At 67.8% G+C, this 17,561-nt stretch carries 17 protein-coding genes; 10 read left to right on the plus strand and 7 right to left on the minus strand.

The window, feature by feature from the left end:
• The 6 genes from VDQ18_RS16565 to VDQ18_RS16590 all read right to left on the minus strand — a co-directional run.
• A partial coding sequence (locus VDQ18_RS16565) for an ATP-binding cassette domain-containing protein (RefSeq protein WP_323022025.1) occupies window positions 1-386 on the minus strand: 386 nt, incomplete at its 3' end.
• 2 nt (window positions 387-388) lie between these two features.
• Window positions 389-1,102, minus strand: coding sequence for an ABC transporter ATP-binding protein (locus VDQ18_RS16570; protein WP_323022026.1), 714 nt, complete (start codon window positions 1,100-1,102; stop codon window positions 389-391).
• Complete coding sequence (locus VDQ18_RS16575; protein WP_323022027.1) at window positions 1,095-2,087, minus strand: branched-chain amino acid ABC transporter permease; 993 nt, start codon at window positions 2,085-2,087, stop codon at window positions 1,095-1,097. The genes VDQ18_RS16570 and VDQ18_RS16575 overlap by 8 nt, the downstream gene beginning before the upstream one ends.
• A 1-nt stretch (window position 2,088) precedes the next feature.
• Window positions 2,089-3,045, minus strand: coding sequence for a branched-chain amino acid ABC transporter permease (locus VDQ18_RS16580; protein ID WP_323022028.1), 957 nt, complete (start codon window positions 3,043-3,045; stop codon window positions 2,089-2,091).
• A gap of 56 nt (window positions 3,046-3,101) precedes the next feature.
• Window positions 3,102-4,355 (minus strand): ABC transporter substrate-binding protein, encoded by a 1,254-nt coding sequence (locus VDQ18_RS16585; protein WP_323022029.1) that lies wholly within the window; start codon window positions 4,353-4,355, stop codon window positions 3,102-3,104.
• Window positions 4,356-4,493: 138 nt separating this feature from the next.
• Window positions 4,494-6,185, minus strand: coding sequence for a GMC family oxidoreductase (locus VDQ18_RS16590; RefSeq protein ID WP_323022030.1), 1,692 nt, complete (start codon window positions 6,183-6,185; stop codon window positions 4,494-4,496).
• Window positions 6,186-6,355: 170 nt separating this feature from the next.
• On the opposite strand from VDQ18_RS16590, the gene VDQ18_RS16595 reads away from it, so the two are divergent.
• From VDQ18_RS16595 to VDQ18_RS16635, 9 genes are all read left to right on the plus strand, one after another.
• A complete protein-coding gene (locus VDQ18_RS16595; protein WP_323022031.1) occupies window positions 6,356-7,855 on the plus strand; it encodes a bacterial transcriptional activator domain-containing protein in 1,500 nt (499 codons plus the stop codon).
• A 61-nt stretch (window positions 7,856-7,916) separates the two neighbouring features.
• Window positions 7,917-9,167, plus strand: coding sequence for a cytochrome P450 (locus VDQ18_RS16600; protein ID WP_323022032.1), 1,251 nt, complete (start codon window positions 7,917-7,919; stop codon window positions 9,165-9,167).
• Window positions 9,164-10,243, plus strand: coding sequence for a PEP/pyruvate-binding domain-containing protein (locus tag VDQ18_RS16605; RefSeq protein WP_323022033.1), 1,080 nt, complete (start codon window positions 9,164-9,166; stop codon window positions 10,241-10,243). Before VDQ18_RS16600 ends, VDQ18_RS16605 begins: the two co-directional genes overlap by 4 nt.
• Before the next feature lie 38 nt (window positions 10,244-10,281).
• Window positions 10,282-12,093 (plus strand): PEP-utilizing enzyme, encoded by a 1,812-nt coding sequence (locus VDQ18_RS16610; RefSeq protein WP_323022034.1) that lies wholly within the window; start codon window positions 10,282-10,284, stop codon window positions 12,091-12,093.
• Window positions 12,094-12,149: 56 nt separating this feature from the next.
• Window positions 12,150-12,746, plus strand: coding sequence for an HD domain-containing protein (locus tag VDQ18_RS16615; protein WP_323022035.1), 597 nt, complete (start codon window positions 12,150-12,152; stop codon window positions 12,744-12,746).
• Window positions 12,747-12,758: 12 nt separating this feature from the next.
• Window positions 12,759-14,195: an aldehyde dehydrogenase family protein gene (locus VDQ18_RS16620; RefSeq protein ID WP_323022036.1), complete on the plus strand. Its 1,437-nt coding sequence runs from the start codon at window positions 12,759-12,761 to the stop codon at window positions 14,193-14,195.
• Window positions 14,192-14,863: an HD domain-containing protein gene (locus tag VDQ18_RS16625; protein ID WP_323022037.1), complete on the plus strand. Its 672-nt coding sequence runs from the start codon at window positions 14,192-14,194 to the stop codon at window positions 14,861-14,863. Before VDQ18_RS16620 ends, VDQ18_RS16625 begins: the two co-directional genes overlap by 4 nt.
• Window positions 14,845-15,597, plus strand: coding sequence for a glucose 1-dehydrogenase (locus tag VDQ18_RS16630; protein WP_323022038.1), 753 nt, complete (start codon window positions 14,845-14,847; stop codon window positions 15,595-15,597). The genes VDQ18_RS16625 and VDQ18_RS16630 overlap by 19 nt, the downstream gene beginning before the upstream one ends.
• A gap of 9 nt (window positions 15,598-15,606) precedes the next feature.
• The gene (locus tag VDQ18_RS16635) at window positions 15,607-15,927 is read left to right on the plus strand and encodes a 2Fe-2S iron-sulfur cluster-binding protein (protein ID WP_323022039.1); all 321 of its coding nucleotides are present in this window, start codon (window positions 15,607-15,609) and stop codon (window positions 15,925-15,927) included.
• A gap of 7 nt (window positions 15,928-15,934) precedes the next feature.
• On the opposite strand, the gene VDQ18_RS16640 is transcribed toward VDQ18_RS16635, so the two are convergent.
• Window positions 15,935-16,402 carry a D-galactarate dehydratase gene (locus VDQ18_RS16640; RefSeq protein ID WP_323022040.1) on the minus strand — a complete coding sequence of 156 codons (468 nt, stop codon included), beginning with the start codon at window positions 16,400-16,402 and terminating at the stop codon, window positions 15,935-15,937.
• A gap of 97 nt (window positions 16,403-16,499) precedes the next feature.
• On the opposite strand from VDQ18_RS16640, the gene moaA reads away from it, so the two are divergent.
• Window positions 16,500-17,540 carry a GTP 3',8-cyclase MoaA gene (moaA, locus tag VDQ18_RS16645; RefSeq protein WP_323022041.1) on the plus strand — a complete coding sequence of 347 codons (1,041 nt, stop codon included), beginning with the start codon at window positions 16,500-16,502 and terminating at the stop codon, window positions 17,538-17,540.
• Window positions 17,541-17,561: the final 21 nt, after the last annotated feature.

Below are 17,561 nucleotides of genomic sequence, written 5' to 3' on the forward strand. Positions count from 1 at the left end.
TGCTTCTTGCGCTCGGCCAGTTCGGGGAAAAGCGCGTAGGTATCGGCCAGCGTCTCGTCCAGCCCCCGGGGCAGGATGGCCCCCGCGGCGCGCAGGTTGTCGTCGACGCTGAGCCGGGCGAGGACCCGGTGCCCCTCGGGCACGGCGGCGATGCCAGCACGGCGGATCGCGTCGGGGCCGCGCCCGGCGAGGGGCTGGCCATCCACCGCGACGCTGCCCGCCGTGACCGGCAGCATGCCGGCGAGGCCCAGCACCAGCTCGGACTTGCCCGCGCCATTGGCGCCCAGCACCGCAACCACCTGCCCGGGCTCGATCTGCAGCGAGACGCCGCTGACCGCAGCGCGCCCGCCTTTCGTGACGGCAAGATCGGTGACGACGAAAGCCATGGTCAAACCTCCTCGGTGCCCAGATAGGCGGCCTTGACCCTGGGGTCGTCCAGCACCTCGGCCGTCGGGCCAAAGGCGATGCGGCGGCCGAAATCGAGGACCAGCGTGTCCTCGCAGATGGTGCGGATCAGTTCGACATCGTGGTCGATGACCAGCACCTGCGCGCCGGTCGCGCCATGGATCTGCCGGATCAGCGCGCCCAACTGGCGGGATTCGTCCACCGACATGCCGCCCGCGGGCTCGTCGAACATCACCAGCCGCGGCTGTCCGACCAGGCATTTCGCCACATCGGTCAGCCGCCGCTCGAACCCCGAGAGCGCGGCGCCGATCTTGCCCGCGCGCTCGGCCATGCCGACCAGCGTCAGCATCGCCTCGACCTCGGCCGTCTTGGTGCGGGCGGGGCTGCGGGAATGGTCGATCTGCACCAGTACATTCTCGAAGACGGTCAGGTCGTCGGCGATCTCTTCCTTCTGGAAGCTGCGGCGCAGGCCCCAATGCGCGCGCCGGTGCGGGGCGAGCGGCAAGAGCGCCTCGCCATCGCCGCTGACCCGCCCCGAGGCCGGGCGCACGAAGCCCGACAGCACGTTCATCAGCGTGGTCTTGCCCGCGCCATTCGGCCCGATGATTCCGTTGACCGGCTTGTCGAAGCGCACCGAGACCGCGCTCAGGGCGACGACACCGCCGAAGCGGACGGTCACATCTTCGATCTCAAGCATCCTTGGCCTCGCGTTTTGGCGACAGGCGCCGGAGCCCGTCCAGCAGTTGCCCGGCGATCCCCTGTGGTGCGGTGATCACGGCATGCAGCAGCCCCGCGCCGAAGATGACGAACGAAAGGTTCGCGTCCACGCCCCAGATGTTCAACAGCGCGGGCAGCACCTTGTAGAGCAGCGCCGCGACCAGCGCGCCCTGCCAGGAATGCGCCCCGCCGACCACCGCCAGCGCGAAGATCATCACGCTTTCCGAGGCACGGAAGGTGCCGTCATCCAGCAGGCCCAGCGAGCCTGCCAGCAACGCGCCCGCGGCCCCTCCCAGAAGCCCGGCGATGCCGAAGGCCCAGGTCTTGTAGAGCGTGACATTGACGCCCGCCGCCATCGCGGCCGCCTCGGACCGGCGAATGAGCGCCCAGGCGCGGCCCGGTTGCAGGCGGCGGTGCAGCTCGATGCAGAGGAAACCGAGGAGTGCGCAGGCGATGACGTAGCGCAGATAGGCCTGCGCCGATTGCGCGATCCAGGGCCTGCGGAAGGCCGCGCCCGATCCGGTCTGCACGCCCCAGAACCCGGCACCGCCGTTCGGGAACTGGAAGGTGGCGAAGAGGATCTCCAACCCGCCCGCCGCCATCAGCGTGACCAGCGCCAGATAGAGGCCCCGCATCCTGAGGGCGGGCAGGGCGAGGATCCAGCCGAAGATCATGGTGGCGGTGGCGGCCAGCGCCAGATTGACCTCGAAGGGGAAGTCGAAGGCGTAGTTGAGCCGCAGCGCGATCCAGCCGCCGACGCCCATGAGGCCCACCTGCGTGAGCGACACCATGCCGAGGCGCGCGTACATGAAGGCGACCCCGGCGATGGCCAGCAGGAAGCAGCCCATCGAGGTGAAGACCGAGAGCCAGTAGCTGTTGGCAAGGGAGGGCAGCACGAGGATGCCGAAAGCGGCGGTGGCGAGGCCCGCCCAGCCCGAGGGGGTGACGTGGAAGAGCTGTCTCATCTCAATCCCGCCCGCCGAAGGTCAGCCGCTGGCCGCGTTGATAGTAAAGCAGCACCAGTGCCGCGATGACGAAGGGGGCGATGGGACGCACCCCGCGCAGGGTGGTGGACATGGTGAGCATGTTCTCGATCACGCCCATCGACAGCCCGCCGATCAGCACCACGACCAGGTTTTCCAGCCGCCCGCAGATGGCGGCGGCGATGCCGGGGATGACCATGAAGGTGATGACGCTGGGCTCCAGCCGGATCAGGTCGGCGAACATCAGCCCGGTGAAGCCCGCCAGCAGCCCGGCGATGCCCCAGGCGATGGTCTCGACCCTGAGGATCGGGATGCCCATCAGCGCCGCGAGATCCCGGTCGCTGGCCAGCGCCCGCATCTGCAGGCCGATGGTGGTCCGGGCGAGGAACAGCCAGATGCCGATGACGATGCCGATGGAGGCGGCGAAGAGCAGAAGCCGCGTGGCGGTGATCCGCATGCCCAGAAGCCGCACGCCGATGGCGTCGGTCGGCAGCGAGATCGAGCGCGGGTCATCGGCCCAGAGGAAACTGATGGCGCCGAGGATGATGAGCGCAAAGCCCAGCGTCGCCACCGCCTTGACCACGGTTTCCCGCCAGGCGAGGCGCGGGGCGATCAGGCGGCCGTAGAAGAGCGTGATGGCGGTGGCGACCAGAAGGCAGGCGAGCCAGCCCAGGGGTTCCCAGAACCCCCAGGCGGTCAGTTGCCAGGCGGTCATCGCCCCCGCAGCGCCCGCCGCGCCGCCCGCGAAGTTGAGGACGCCGGTGGCGCGGTAGAGGACGACGATGCCGATCCCCGCCAGCGCATAAAGCGATCCGACCGCCAGGCCCGAGGCGATGAACAGCCCCACCATCTGCGGTCGCCCGCCCCAGCCGAGGACGCCGATCACCGCCGCCATCAGCAGCGCCCAGAGCAGCCAGTTTCCGTATCGTGCCAGTCTCATCGACCCCCCGCCCGTTCAGTGGAACCCCGCCGCAGGGACCTGCGGCGGGGCAGGTCTCAGCGCAGGCCGAGCTGGGTTTCGAGGGCGATATGCGGCTCGAAATAGGGGCTGTCGTATTCGTAGCAGTCGCGGACGATCTCGAAGCCGCCGTCGACCACCTTGACCATGTAGCCCGCGTGGTTGGGCATGTGGAAATCGGCGTCGCCCACGTAATAGGGACCGCACATCATGTCCGAAGTATAGCCGGTGATGCCGCGGATCGCTGCGCCGACCGCTGCCCGGTCGTCAAGCTGCGCGGGGTCCATGGCCAGCATCGCCTCGGTGAAGAAGCGCGCCGACAGATAGCCCGCCTGACCGAAGCTGTCGCGCGGGTCGTCGGCCCGGCCGTATTGATCGAGGACGGCGATCCAGTTCTGCGCGTCGGGCCCGTTCACCTCCAGAGGCGCGAGTTCGGCGTTGACGTAGATATGGCCCCACCAATAGGCGCCGACCGCGGCCGGGACCGATTGGTCATAGAGCGGCGTGGGCGCGATCCAGTTGAACTGGTCGCGCAGGTCCTGCTCCTCCGCCGCCGACAGGATCGCCAGGGCGATGCCCGCGGGCTGGTTGATCAGGATCGTGTCCGCGCCCGAGGCCATCGCCTCCAGGAGCGCCGAGTTCACATCCGGCGCGCCCGGGTTGATCAGAACCGCCGTGGCCTCGCCCCCCCGCGCGCGCATGAAATCCTGCACCGCCTGGCAGGACCAGATGCCGTTGTTCGGGATGTTCAACCCGATGCAGGCGACATGCTGGGTGCCCAGCTCCTCGACCGCGTATTGCGCTGCGCCGAGATTCGAGGACAGCGGCCCCTGATTGGTGGAGACGATGTTCGGCGTCTCGAAACATTCCGAGATGGCGCAGGCCGAGGCCATGACCATGATCCCGGCCGCCTCGTAGGTATTGGCGTTCACCGCCATCTCGATGAAGGATCCGTTGCCGACCATGGCCACGGTCGGCGTGTCATTGACCAGACGCGCGGCGGCCTGGGCGGCGGCTTCGGGGTTCCATTGGTCATTCTCGACCCGGTAATCGACCGGGCGACCGTTGATCCCGCCATTGGCGTTGACGCAGGCGAAATAGGCGGCGGCGGAATCGGTCGAGGACGACCAATCGCCCGGCGCCGCATTGCCATAGATGCCGCCGACCAGGATCGGCGCGCCGGTGGCGGCCCCGCCGGTGTTCATGCCGCAGCTGACCTCGGCCATGGCCTGGGTGCCCAGCGACAGCGTCAGGATGGCGCTGGCCACCCCGATCCGTTTTGCGAAACGCATGTCTTGTCTCCTCCGTTGGACGTGCTTTGTGGTGCCGTTTTCGGTCTTGGCAGCGGCGGGACCCTCCCGATCCCGTCGCTGCAGCTCCAATCCCCGGGCTTGCTGTGGTCGCGGGGGGTGAAGATCGGTGTCATCGGCTCACTCTGCCGCCCGGGCCGAGGGGGCGGCGCGCCGGGCCGCGCGGATCAGGTCGGCGGCTTTCTCGGCGATCATGATGGTGGGGGCGTTGGTATTGCCCGAGACGATGCGCGGCATGATCGAGGCATCGACCACCCGGAGCCCGGCGATGCCGCGGACCCTCAGGTCGGGATCGACCACCGCCTCGGCGCCGGTGCCCATCGCGCAGGTGCCCACCGGGTGATAGACGGTCCGCGCCTGATCGCGCACGAAGGCTTGCAGCGCGCGGTCGTCGGTGACCGTCTCGCCCGGGATCACCTCGGTCAGGCCGTGGCGGGCGAGGGGCGTCTGCCGCAGGATCTGCCGCGCCATGGCGACGCCCCGGGCCAGCCGCACCACGTCGCTTTCCTCGCGCAGGAGGCCCAAATCCACCACGGGCGCGCCCTGGGGCCCCGTGCGGGTCACCGAGCCGCGGCTGTCGGGTCTGAGGACACAGGTATGCAGCGTCACGCCATGGCCCCATTCGACGATCCGCCCGCGGTGGCTTTTCAGCCCGGGGATGATGTGGAACTGGATATCCGGGCGCTCCTCGGCCGGGGAGGTGCGCACGAAGCCCCCGGCCTCGACCATGTTCGAGGAAAACATGCCGCGCCGCCGGGTCAGCCAGTTCGCCACATCGAGCGCGCGGCGGGGCAGGGCGGCCAGCGACAGGCCATAGGGCTGGCGCGAGCGCGAGCGGCAGATCACCAGACAATCGACATGGTCCTGCAGGTTGCGCCCGACGCCCGGCAGGTCCAGCAACGGCGCACCGCCCCAGCCGGCGATCTCGGCCCCCGGCCCGATGCCCGAGCGCAGCAGGATATCAGGCGAGCCGATGGCCCCGGCGCTGAGGATCACCTCGCCCGCGGCCTGGATAGTTACCCCGGTGCCATCCGGTCGGCGCCCGAGGATGCCGGTGGCGCGCCCCTCGTCCACCAGGACGCGGGTGACCTCCAGCCCCGTCTCGATATGCAGGTTCTGGCGCGCGCGGATCGGCTTGAGGAAGGCCTCGGCCGTGGAATGGCGTTTGCCGTCCTTCTGCGTCACCTGATAGAGGCCGACACCCTCGGGCTCGGGCGCGTTGAAATCGGCGCAGGCGCGGATCTGCATCTGGCCCGCGGCCTCGATGAAGTCGCGGTCGATGGGCGAGGCGTCGCGCAGCGAGGTGACCGACAGTGGCCCGGTGCGGCCATGGAAGCGCTCATCCATCGCCGGATCGGCATTGGCCTCGGAACGCCGGAAATAGGGCAGGAGCGCGTCGTAATCCCAGCCCGTGCAGCCGAGCGCCGCCCAATGGTCGTAATCCGCCCGGTGGCCGCGGATGTAGATCATGCCGTTGATCGCCGAGGATCCGCCCAGCACCTTGCCGCGCGGGATCGACACCTGCCGCCCGTTCAGCCCCTCCTGCGGGGCCGAGGTATAGAGCCAGTTGTGCCGCCGGTCCTTGGCCAGCAGCATCACCCCCAGCGGCACCCGGATCAGCGGCGAGCGGTCGCGTGGTCCTGCCTCGATCAGGCAGACGCGGACGGCGGGGTCTTCGGACAGGCGATGCGCCAGCACCGCCCCGGCCGAGCCCGCGCCGACGATCACGTAATCGAAGCTCATCGTCGCGTTCATCGGCGTGGTCTGCCCCCAGATCGGCGCCATCGTCTGGCGCAACCCCTTCGCAGGCATGGCTTTTCCGACCACGCCCAAGACCGGGCGCGACAGGTGCGATGCCGACGAATCCTCCCCGCGCCTCCCCAGACGCTGTGCCGACGCTAGGCGCGAAACTTTGGTTTCTCTTTGGCGATGATTGCCCTATGAACCAATGGCAGGGAAATCCACGGATTTCGGAGGGGACAATGGCCGAGCTGGATGATTCGCCACAGGGCGCCGAAATCAACGCGGCGCTGTTTTGCCATTTCACCGAAGGCGCCTTCCTGAGCGCCGCTTTGCAGGACCGGGATCGCGCGGCGCTGCTGGTCAGCGACGACGCGGAGCTGCTGGTGCAGGTGCCGGAGGAGCGACGCTGCCCGCTCTCGGCGCTGGGCTTCGACCGCCTGCCCATCGAGCCCGAGGATGTCTACGCCAAGCTGCGCGAACGGGTGGCGGCGCTGGATGCGATGGAGACGATCCTCATCGACATGACCTGGAGCCTGGCGGCCATGCTGGGCGTCAACGCCATCGAGGCCTGGGGCACGGTGGCGGAACAGGCAGCCTCGGACCTGGGTGTTACCGTGGTGTCGATCTACAATCAGGACCGGATGATCGAGGAGCAGTTGCAGGCCGCGCTCAGGGCGCATCAGCAATTCCTCGCGCCCTCGGGGCTTTACGAGAACCCCTATTGGCTGCCGCGCGAATTGCTGACCGCCTCGACGCTGGACGAACAGCTGGGCTTCATGCTGGGCCGTGTGGTGCCCGATTTTGCCGGGCAGACGTTTTTCCGCACCTTCGACAAGGCCGCCGCACGCGGTGCCTCGCCGCATTGGCTGGACGAGGACCGGGCGACGCTGGGCGCCCCCTCGGCCCGGGCGCGCTGGCACATCCATTGCCTGGGGCAGCTGCGCGTCTTCGTCGATGGCCATCGCGAGGTCGATTGGCGCACCAAGGGCGGCGCGCCAAAGAAGAGCAAGACGCTGTTCGCCTATCTGCTCAACGCGGGCGAGAAGGGGGCGCATGCCGACCAGATCAGCGAGCTGCTCTGGCCGGATCTGGAGGCCGAACAGACCAAGCGCGCCCGGCTGCACCATACCGTCGCCATGGTCCGCAAGGTATTGGGCTCGCAGCAATCCATCACCCGCAACGGCGATTATTACCGGCTGAACGTGCCGGACGGCAGCCTGATCGACATCACCGCTTTCGAGCAGCTGTGCCGCCGGGGGCTGTCGCTTGCCCGGCACGGGCAGGAGGATCTGGCGCTGCCGATCTATTTCGAGGCCGAGCGGCTCTATGCGGGCGATCTGTTCGAGGATCTGCCGCTCGAATACCTCGCGACCGAGACCGAGGACTGGATCATGCCGCGCCGCACCTGGCTGCGCGAGATGGCGATGCGGCTGCATTTTGACCTGTCGAAACTGCTGCGCAAATACCGCCGCTATGGCGAGGCTCTGGCCTGGGCGCAGAAGGCCGTCGCCATCGACCCGACCAGCGAAGCCGCCAATGCCGAGGCGATGCGCGTCTTCCATGCCATGGGCCGCCCCGACGCCATGCACCGCCAGTTCCGCCAGTACCGGACGGCGCTGACGACTCTGGGAGAGGCCAAGGAAGGCGTTGAAATCAGGGCAGTTTATGACGAGCTCTGCCGCTCTCTCGACCGGCTTTCGTTGAGCCAAAGAAAAACCAAAGAACTGGTCCTACGGTGAGTCGCAAGCTCGAGACCCAGCCCTGAGGGCACCCGGGTCCCCGAGATGGGAGGATATCGACATGCAAACGATTGACGGCGTCAAGCCGTCGAACGGGTATGACCCGTTCGATCTGAATACGCCCCACGCCCGCTGGGAGCAATTCCGCAAGGAAGAGCCCATCTTCTTCCACGAGCCCACCGGCTACTGGGTCGTGTCGCGCTATGACGACATCAAGGCGATCTTCGACGACTGGAAAACCTTCAGCTCGGAGAATGCGCAAAAGCCGATGCGGCCGATGTGCGAAGAAGGGCGCAAGATCCTGAAGGACGGCGGTTTCACCGCCTATTCCGGCCTCACCGCCCGCGTGCCGCCCGATCACACCCGCATCCGCAAGGTCGCGCAATCCTGCTTCGGCCCGCGCCGCTTCAAGTCGATCGAGCCGCAGATCGAGAGCATCGTGAAGACCCATCTCGACCGGCTGGAAGAGGCCGGGCGCGACGGCGGGCCGGTGAATTTCTGGGAAATCGTCGCCTTCCCGGTCCCGGCGCATGTGCTCTTCACGCTGATGGGCATCCCCGACACCGATGTGCCGAAGATCAAGCAATACGGCATGAGCCGGGGCAAGATGACCTGGTCGGACCTGTCGGACGAGGAACAGATCCCCGTCGCGCATGACATGGTGGCCTATTGGAAATACATCCACGACCTGCTGGATCTGCGCCGCGCCGATCCGGGCGATGATTTCCCCTCGGACCTGCTGCGGCTTCAGGCCGAAGGGGCTGACATCAGCAACGAGGAGATCGCCGGCGTCCTCTATTCGACGCTCTTTGCCGGGCATGAGACGACCTCGACCTTCATGGGCAATTACCTGATGGCCATGATGGACAATCCCGACGCCTGGGAGGCGATCAAGGCCGATCCCGGCAAGATCCCCAATGCGGTGGAAGAGATGCTGCGCTACATGCCCTCGGTCGTGGGCTGGCGGCGCAAGGCGCGGACCGAGGCGGTGGTGGGGGGCGTGACGCTGCCCGCCGGGGCCGAGGTGCTGATGATCACCGGGTCCGCCAACCGTGACGAGGCGCGTTTCCCGCAGGGCGAGACGCTCAACATCATGCGCGACAATGCCCGGACGCATCTGAGCTTCGGCTACGGCATCCATTATTGCCTGGGCTTCCAGCTGGCCAAGATGGAGGCGGCGATCCTGCTGCGTCAGCTGGCCGAGCGGTTCCCGAACATGACGCTCGCCCCGGGCTTCCGGCCCGAATACCACCGCAACATCACCTTCCGGGTTCCGACCTCGGTCATGGTTGAACTGGGTGCCCCCGCATGATCGCCACCGACGGAACCTATACGCTGGCCTTCGCCCAGATCGGCAAGCACGATCTGGCGCGGGTGGGCGGCAAATGCTCGTCCCTGGGCGAGATGACGCAGGCCGGTGTCGCGGTGCCGCCGGGCTTTGCGGTGACCACGGACGGCTATCTGGCGATGCTGGAGGAATCCGGTCTCAGGGCCGAGATCGAGCGCCATCTGGCCCGCGTCGATCCCGACGACATCGACAGCATCGACCGGGCTGCCCAGGCGATCCGCATCCGCATCCGCGGCCACCGCATGCCCGAGGCGGTCGAGGCGGCGATCCGCGCGGCCTATGCCAGCATGGGCGCGGATACGCCGGTGGCGGTGCGTTCCTCGGCCACGGCCGAGGATCTGCCCGATGCCTCCTTCGCCGGGCAGCAGGACACGTATCTCTGGGTGAAGGGCGCCGATGCCGTGGTCGAGAAGGTCCGCGATTGCTGGGCCTCGCTCTTTGCCACCCGCGCCGTCGCCTACCGTGAGAAGAACAAGATCCCGCATGTCGATGTGAACATGAGCGTCGGCGTGCAGAAGATGGTCAATGCGCGCGCCGCCGGGGTGGCGATGACGCTCGACCCCGGCACCGGCGACCGCACGCGGATCGTCATCGACGCCAGCTGGGGCCTGGGCGAGATGGTCGTCTCGGGCGTGGTGACGCCCGACAATTTCAGCGTCGAGAAGGTGCTGATGGAGATCATCGACCGCAAGATCAGCGACAAGCATGTCGAGTTGGTGGGCGATGCCGAGCGGGGCGAGACCGTCGAACGGGAGGTCGACGAGACCCGCCGCAAGCACCCCAGCCTGACCGACGCGCAGGTGATCGCCGTGGCGCAGCTCGCCAAGCGGCTGGAACGGCAGAACGGCTGCCCGCAGGACGTGGAATGGGCCATCGATGCCGATCTGCCCGAGGGCGAGAACCTGCTGGCGCTGCAATCGCGCCCCGAAACGATCTGGTCGCAGAAAAAGAAGGCGGCGTCGGCCAGCGCCTATGCCGTCGGGATGATGGGGATCGTCAACACCCTCACCAACCCGCTGGCCGCCAGAAAGAAGACCTGACGATACGAGACTATGGCCATTCTCTGGGAGGATTCAGAATGGACGCCATGAAGAGCATGTTCCCCTCGGCCTTCGAGGTTCCGACCCCGAAGGGCGCCGAGGGCTGGCAGGATCTCTATCCCTATTACACGCATTTCCTGCCGCAACGCCGGGCGCAGGACGACGCGACCTTCTGGTTCTGCAACTCGCAGCACTGGCCGACGCCGTTTCGTCCCTTCGACACGGTGATGCTGGATTTCGCCATCAAGGGGCTGGGGCAATACAACACCCGCCACCTGCTGGTGCCGCCGGCGAACGGCGTCGATTACCGGATCCTGAACGGCTATGTCTATTTCTCGCCCGTGGCGGTGCCCGGCGAGCAGATCGAGGCGCGCGTCCCGCATTTCATGGAGCGCGCCGGGCATTACTTCATGAACTGGGGCGATCTCTACGCCAATTGGAAGGACAAGGTCCTGGCCAAGATCCGCCAGCTGGAGGCGCTGAACTTCGAGGCGCTGCCGGAGGTGGAGGCGCTGGAGGTGGTGACGGGGGGCGTGGGCCTCGACAGCACCAACCAGCTGTTCGACCAATACGACAAGGCAATCGAGCTGGCCTATAAGATCTGGCAGCATCATTTCGAGTTCCTGAACCTCGGCTATGCCGCTTACCTCGATTTCTTCGGCTTCATGAAGGGCCAGTTCCCGCAGATCCCCGATCAGGCCATCGCCAAGATGGTGCAGGGCGTGGATTCGGAACTTTTCCGCCCCGATGACGAGATCAAGAAGCTGGCGAAGCTCGCCGTGGCCTCTGGCCTCGCCCCGGTGTTCGAGAGCGACAGCACCGAGGTGATCCTGGCCAATCTGGCGACCAAGCCGGGTGGCAAGGAATGGCTGGCGCAATGGGAGGCGGCGAAGGACCCGTGGTTCAACTTCACCTCGGGCAACGGCTTCTATTCGACCGACAAGTACTGGATCGACCATCTGGACATCCCGATGGGCTATCTGCGCGACTATATCCAGCGGCTGCAGGAGGGCGACGAGATCATGCGCCCGACCGCCAAGCTGCTGGCCGAACGCGACCGCATCACCGCCGAATACCGCGAGATGATGGATGACGAGGCACAGGCGGTCTTCGACGGAAAGCTGGGTCTGGCGCGGACCGTGTTCCCCTATGTGGAAGACCACAACTTCTACATCGAGCATTGGGCGCTGGGTGTCTTCTGGCGGAAGATGCGTCAACTCTCCAAGCTGCTGAAGGATCAGGGTTTCTGGGAGAACGACGACGACATGTTCTTCCTCAACCGCAACGAGGTCCGCGACGTTCTGTGGGATTACTCGGCCGGGTGGGCCATCGGCGTGCCCTATCGCGGCACCGCCGTCTGGCCCGAGGAGATCGCGCGCCGTCGCAAGATCTACGAGGCGCTGGCCGCGGAATCGCCGCTGCCCGCGCTGAACAACCCGCCCGAGGTCATCACCGAACCCTTCACCATCATGCTCTGGGGCATCACCTCGGACGCGGTGGAGCGCTGGGTGAAATCGGACGAGGATGACGGCGCCCTGCGCGGCATGGCCGGATCGCCCGGCATCGTCGAGGGGGTGGCGCGCGTGCTGCGCTCGCCCGACCAGCTGAGCGAGCTGCAGAAGGGCGAGATCCTGGTCACGCCGGTGACCGCGCCCTCCTGGGCGCCGGTGTTCGGCAAGATCGGCGCCGCCGTTACCGACATCGGCGGCATGATGAGCCACGCCGCCATCGTCTGCCGCGAATACGGCCTGCCCGCCGTCACCGGCACCGGCAATGCCAGTTCGCGGATCAAGACGGGCATGCGCCTGCGGGTCGACGGCAATGCCGGAACGGTGACGATCCTCGACTGACCTGATGCCCGGGGGGCCGCGCGGCCCCCCGTTTCCTTCCTGTGGATACGTCGACCATGCCTGCTGATCTGTCGCGCTACGATCCCGTCTGGCGCGCCGCCGAACCCTACATGCGCGCCCGAAAGAACGACGTGCATATCCCGCTGTCCTTCGCCTGGTGCGTGCGGTTGCTCGACCATTTCCCCGAGGCGGACCGCGATGTCTGCCTGCTGGCGATCCTGCTGCATGACATCGGCTGGTGGGCCATCGACATGGAGGAGATCATCGAACAGGGCTTCCGGTCCGACAACATCCTGCAATCGGATGTGCGCTATCGCCACGAGGCCGAAGGCGTGCGGCTGGGGACCGAGGTGCTGCGCGCGACCGGCTGGTCCGAGGAGGTCATCGCGCAGGTCTGCGAGATCATAGACGGCCATGATACCCGGCCCGAGCCGCGCCATCTGAACGACCGCATCGTGCGCGACAGTGACAAGCTCTGGCGCTACGAGGTGACGGGCACCGCCGTGGGCTGCGACTGGTTCGGCGAGACGCCGGTCGCCAATTGCGCCCGCAACGAGAAGATCCTGCCGAAATTCGAGACCGAGCCGGGCCGCCGCATGGCGACCGAGGAACTGGCCCGCACCCGGGCCCTGCTGCTCGCGCATGTGCTTTAGAGGAACGCGCTGATGGATATGTTCATAGACGGGGGCTGGGTCGCCGCGCAATCGGGGCAGGGGATGCCGGTGACGGATCCGACCACTGGCGCGGTCATCGATACCGTGCCGCTGGGCGAGGCGGCCGATGCGGAACGCGCCATCGCCTCGGCCGCCCGGGCTTTTGAGAGCTGGAAGCGGGTGCCGATGGCCGAGCGGGTGCGGCTGGTCAAGGCCTGCGCGCAGGCGATGCGGGATCAGGCGCCGCGGATCGGCGCGGCGCTGAACCGCGAACTCGGCCGCCCGCTGCCCGGCTGCATCGCCGAGATCGCCAGCTCCGCCAACCTCCTCGACATCTATGCCGAGGAAGGGCTGCGGCTTTACGCGACGCAGGCGCTGGGCTCGGCGCCCGGGGAGCGGATCGTCGTGACCCGCGATCCGGTGGGCGTGGTGGTGGCGATCACCCCCTTCAACTATCCGATCACGCTGCTGATGTTCAAACTGGGCGCGGCGCTGATCGCCGGTTGCCCGGTGGTCACCAAGCCATCGGAGGACACGCCGCTCTCGACCCTGCTGCTGGCCGAGCTGTTCCACGCGACCGGCCTGCCGGCGGGGCTTTTCAACGTCGTCACTGGCGCCCGGGCGCTGGGCGAGGCGCTGGTCGCCCATCCTTTGCCGCGCAAGATCGCCTTTACCGGCTCGGTTCCGGCGGGCAAGGCCATCGCCGCCGCCGCCGCCGGGACCATGAAGCGGGTGACGCTGGAATTGGGCGGGCATTCCGCCGCCATCGTTTGCGCCGACGCCGATCTCGACAAGGCAGCCGAGGCGATCACCCGCCACGGCTTCGCCAACAGCGGGCAGTTCTGCTACCGGGTGAACCGCCTCTATGTCGAGCGCCCGGTCTATGAGGCGCTGCTGGAGCGCCTTGCCACCCGCGCGCGGAAACTGACGCTGGCGCCTGCGGGCGGGGAGGGGGATCTGGGCCCGCTGGTCAACGCCCGCATCTTCGCCACCTCGGAACAGCAGATCGCCGATGCGCGGGCCAAGGGCGCGCGGATCCTCGCAGGGGGCGACCGGGCGACCGGCCCCGGCTACGACGGCGGCTGCTACATGCCGCCGACGCTGATCGCCGACGCCACGCCCGAGATGCTGATCATGCGCGAGGAGACCTTCGGGCCGGTGATCGGCATCGCCCCGGTGGACAGCCCGGCCGAGGCCCTGCGCCTCGCCAATGACAGCCGGTTCGGGCTGGCGGGCTTCGTCTTCACCCGCGACCTCGCGCTCGGCATGGCGCTGTGCGAGGGGTTCGAGGCGGGCTCCGTCTGGCTCAACGACATCCAGCGCGCCAGCCATCATGTGCCCTTCGGCGGCATGAAGGAAAGCGGGCTGGGTCGCGAAAAGGGCCGCTACGGCGTTGAAAGCTATCTGGAATACAAGACCATGTACCTCAGCTGGGAGCCGCCGCTGTGACCCCCGAAGATGTCTTCCTGCCCCGCGACCTGCCGCTCTGGCAGGACGCGCGCGCCTATCTCGACGTTCGCAATAACGACGAGCACACCATCGTCGCCTATGGTCTGGCCCGTGCCCTGCTGGCCCAGATCCCCGAGGCGGATGAAAGCACCGTCCTGCCGGCGATCCTGCTGCATGACGTCGGCTGGAAGCGCATCCCCGAGGATCTGCTGCTTCTGGCCATCGGCCGCTACCCCAGCCGCAAGGATCTGGTGCGCGACCACGAGCTGCACTCGGTCGAGATCGCCCGCGAGATCTTGGAACGCCACCGCCCCGAGGGGGTGGATATCGAGGCGGTGCTGGCCATCATCGACGGCCACGACACGACGAAGGAGGCGAAGAACCTCAACGACGCGGTGCTGAAGGATGCCGACAAGGGCTGGCGCACCACGCCGCACGGCATGCGCACCATCGCCGGCTGGTACAATGTGCCGGTCTCCGAAGTGCTGATGATGCTGCGCGAACGCTCGAACCCGCTGATGCTGACGCCGCAGGGCAGGGCGCTGGCCGAGGCCAATACCGCCGCCGTCGCCGCCGAACAGGCGATCCAGACCTATCTCGGCCGCGGCGCCGAATTCCCCCAATTCCCCCAGACCGAAGGAGCGGGCCAATGGGCGACATCTCGTTGACCGGAAAGCGCGTGATCGTCACCGGGGCAGGGGGCGGGCTTGGCCGCGCCTTCGCCCAGGCCTTTGCCGGGGTCGGCGCGCGGGTGATCGCCGCCGACATCAACCGGGCAGGCGCCGAGGAAACCGCAGCCTTGATCGGTCAGGGCTGCCTCGCCGCCACGCTCGACGTGACGCGGCAGGCGTCCTGCGATGCCGTGGTGGCGCTGGCCCAGGCGGAAATGGGCGGCGTCGATGTGCTGATCAACAACGCCGCCCTCTATGCCGGGCTCCAGCGAGCCCCCTTCGAGGAGATCGACGAGGCGGTCTGGGACCGGGTGATGGCGGTCAACATCAAGGGCGTCTGGCAGATGACCCGCGCCGTCTCGCCGGTGATGCGGGCGGCAAAGGGCGGCTCGATCGTCAACATCGCCTCGGCCACGGTGCTCTCGGGCTCGCCGCTCTGGATGCATTATGTCGCGTCAAAGGGCGCGGTCATTGCCATGACCCGCACCATGGCGCGCGAGCTGGGCCGCGACGGCATCCGCGTCAATGTCATCGCCCCGGGCTTCACCCTGACCGAGGCGAGCCTCGGCCTGATCGAGGACGCGCGCAGCTACGGCGTCGACCGCGCCGCCCTGAAACGCAACGCCGAGGTCGAGGATATCACCGGCGGCGCGCTCTATCTTGCCTCGTCGCTCTCGGGCTTCGTCACCGGCCATACGCTGGTGATCGACGGCGGCAAGCAATTCATCTGAGAGGATCCCATGGTCAAGGTCACCTTCATCGAAGAAAGCGGCAAGCGGCGCGAGATCGACGCCAGACCGGGCGATCCGCTGATGTATTCTGCCAAGGACGCGGGCATCGACGGCATCATCGCCGAATGCGGCGGATCGGCCATGTGCGCGACCTGCCATTGCTATCTGCTGGAAGCGCCGAACGGCCCCTTGCCCGAGCCGCGGATCGACGAGGCCGACACCATCGAGTTCAACGCCCACGAGCCGCAGCCCACGAGCCGCCTGACCTGCCAGGTCATGGTGACCGAGGCGCTGGAAGGTGCGGTCTTCCAGGTGGCGACGGGACGCTGAGCGCGGCTTACTCGGCGTAGACCCTGAGATTGGCCAACTGCCCCAGCGGCAATTGCAGCCGCTGCATGGCCTGTACCGACAGCGTGCTTCCGGCCGAAGGGGCGGCGCCCGAGGGGCGCAGCTCGACCGAGAGGCGCCCGCCGCCCGCGGTCTCGACCCGGCCGGGCCGCGGCTCGGTCACCAGCCCGGTCATCAGCCACAGCCCCGGCCCGCCGGTCGCGCCAAGCCCGGCCAGCGTCTCGCCCAGCAGCCCGTCGGCGGCGGGCGGCGGCGGGGCCGGAACGCTGCCATCGGCCCCGGCCCCGGGCGGCGTGCCCGCGGGCAGTGCCCCGGCGCCCGGCCGCCCCTGCGGGCGCAGGACCTCGGCCCCCGGGCCCTCGGTCACGGCGATATCGGGGCCCCGGTCGCGGTCGGGCGCAAAGCGGCCACAGGCGGCGACGGAGAGGAGGAGGAGGCAGAGGGTCAGGGTGCGCATGCACCAAAGTCTAGCGCTCGCCCCCCGCCGCGGCAAGGCGTGCGCCTTGCCGCTCACCGGAACGCGCATTACCTAAGTCAGGCCGCGAGGAGATGTCATGACCCCCAGCCTGCCCGAGAGCCCGATCCTGCGTCCCACGGCGCCGCTGATCGACCCGTTCCAGCGCCCGATCCAGTATCTGCGCGTCTCGGTGACGGATCGCTGCGATTTCCGCTGCACCTATTGCATGGCCGAGCACATGACCTTCCTGCCGAAGAAGGAGCTTCTGACGCTGGAGGAACTGGACCGGCTCTGTTCGGCCTTCATCGGCCTGGGCGTGGAGAAACTGCGCGTGACCGGCGGCGAACCGCTGGTGCGCAAGGGCATCATGACCTTCTTCGAGGCGATGAGCCGGCATCTGGAAACCGGCGCGCTCAGGGAACTCACGCTGACCACCAACGGCTCGCAGCTGGCGAAATTCGCGCAGCCGCTGGCCGATGTGGGGGTCAAGCGGATCAATGTCTCGCTCGATACGCTCGATGACGCGAAATTCGCGACGATCACCCGCTGGGGCCGCCTGCCGCAGGTGCTGACCGGGATCGAGGCGGCGCGGGCCGCGGGCCTGCGGGTCAAGATCAACGTCGTGGCGCTGAAGGGCTTCAACGAGGATGAGCTCTTCTCGATCGTCGACTGGTGCGCGGCCGAGGGGCACGATCTGACCTTCATCGAGGTCATGCCGATGGGCGACATGTCGGAAGAGGCCCGGCTCGACCAATACTGGCCGCTGAAGGATCTGCGCGCGCGGCTGGCCGAACGCTTCACCCTGACCGATCTGGCCGAGCGCACCGGCGGCCCCGCGCGCTATGTCCGGCTCGAGGAGACCGGGCAGAAGATCGGCTTCATCACGCCCCTCACACATAATTTCTGCGAAAGCTGCAACCGGGTGCGGCTGACCTGCACGGGCGAGCTCTACATGTGCCTCGGGCAGGAGGACATGGCCGACCTACGCGCGCCGCTCCGCGCCTCGTCCGACGATGCCGTGGTGAGCGAGGCGATCCGCGCCGCCATCGCCCGCAAGCCCAAGGGCCACGATTTCGACTATTCGCGCCAGAAGGTGGCCGGCCAGATGAGCCGCCACATGAGCCACACCGGCGGCTGAGCCCGCAGGTGGCGGGGGGCC

The organism is Pararhodobacter sp. (assembly GCF_034676075.1).
GTDB lineage: Bacteria > Pseudomonadota > Alphaproteobacteria > Rhodobacterales > Rhodobacteraceae > Pararhodobacter.

What these genes read in the sequence shown, in the direction of transcription:
- VDQ18_RS16570 (WP_323022026.1), bottom strand. Translation starts at nt 1,102, where the DNA reads ATGCTTGAGATCGAAGATGTGACCGTCCGCTTCGGCGGTGTCGTCGCC.
- VDQ18_RS16575 (WP_323022027.1), bottom strand. Translation starts at nt 2,087, where the DNA reads ATGAGACAGCTCTTCCACGTCACCCCCTCGGGCTGGGCGGGCCTCGCC.
- VDQ18_RS16580 (WP_323022028.1), bottom strand. Translation starts at nt 3,045, where the DNA reads ATGAGACTGGCACGATACGGAAACTGGCTGCTCTGGGCGCTGCTGATG.
- VDQ18_RS16585 (WP_323022029.1), bottom strand. Translation starts at nt 4,355, where the DNA reads ATGCGTTTCGCAAAACGGATCGGGGTGGCCAGCGCCATCCTGACGCTG.
- VDQ18_RS16590 (WP_323022030.1), bottom strand. Translation starts at nt 6,185, where the DNA reads ATGCCTGCGAAGGGGTTGCGCCAGACGATGGCGCCGATCTGGGGGCAG.
- VDQ18_RS16595 (WP_323022031.1), top strand. Translation starts at nt 6,356, where the DNA reads ATGGCCGAGCTGGATGATTCGCCACAGGGCGCCGAAATCAACGCGGCG.
- VDQ18_RS16600 (WP_323022032.1), top strand. Translation starts at nt 7,917, where the DNA reads ATGCAAACGATTGACGGCGTCAAGCCGTCGAACGGGTATGACCCGTTC.
- VDQ18_RS16605 (WP_323022033.1), top strand. Translation starts at nt 9,164, where the DNA reads ATGATCGCCACCGACGGAACCTATACGCTGGCCTTCGCCCAGATCGGC.
- VDQ18_RS16610 (WP_323022034.1), top strand. Translation starts at nt 10,282, where the DNA reads ATGGACGCCATGAAGAGCATGTTCCCCTCGGCCTTCGAGGTTCCGACC.
- VDQ18_RS16615 (WP_323022035.1), top strand. Translation starts at nt 12,150, where the DNA reads ATGCCTGCTGATCTGTCGCGCTACGATCCCGTCTGGCGCGCCGCCGAA.
- VDQ18_RS16620 (WP_323022036.1), top strand. Translation starts at nt 12,759, where the DNA reads ATGGATATGTTCATAGACGGGGGCTGGGTCGCCGCGCAATCGGGGCAG.
- VDQ18_RS16630 (WP_323022038.1), top strand. Translation starts at nt 14,845, where the DNA reads ATGGGCGACATCTCGTTGACCGGAAAGCGCGTGATCGTCACCGGGGCA.
- VDQ18_RS16635 (WP_323022039.1), top strand. Translation starts at nt 15,607, where the DNA reads ATGGTCAAGGTCACCTTCATCGAAGAAAGCGGCAAGCGGCGCGAGATC.
- VDQ18_RS16640 (WP_323022040.1), bottom strand. Translation starts at nt 16,402, where the DNA reads ATGCGCACCCTGACCCTCTGCCTCCTCCTCCTCTCCGTCGCCGCCTGT.
- moaA (WP_323022041.1), top strand. Translation starts at nt 16,500, where the DNA reads ATGACCCCCAGCCTGCCCGAGAGCCCGATCCTGCGTCCCACGGCGCCG.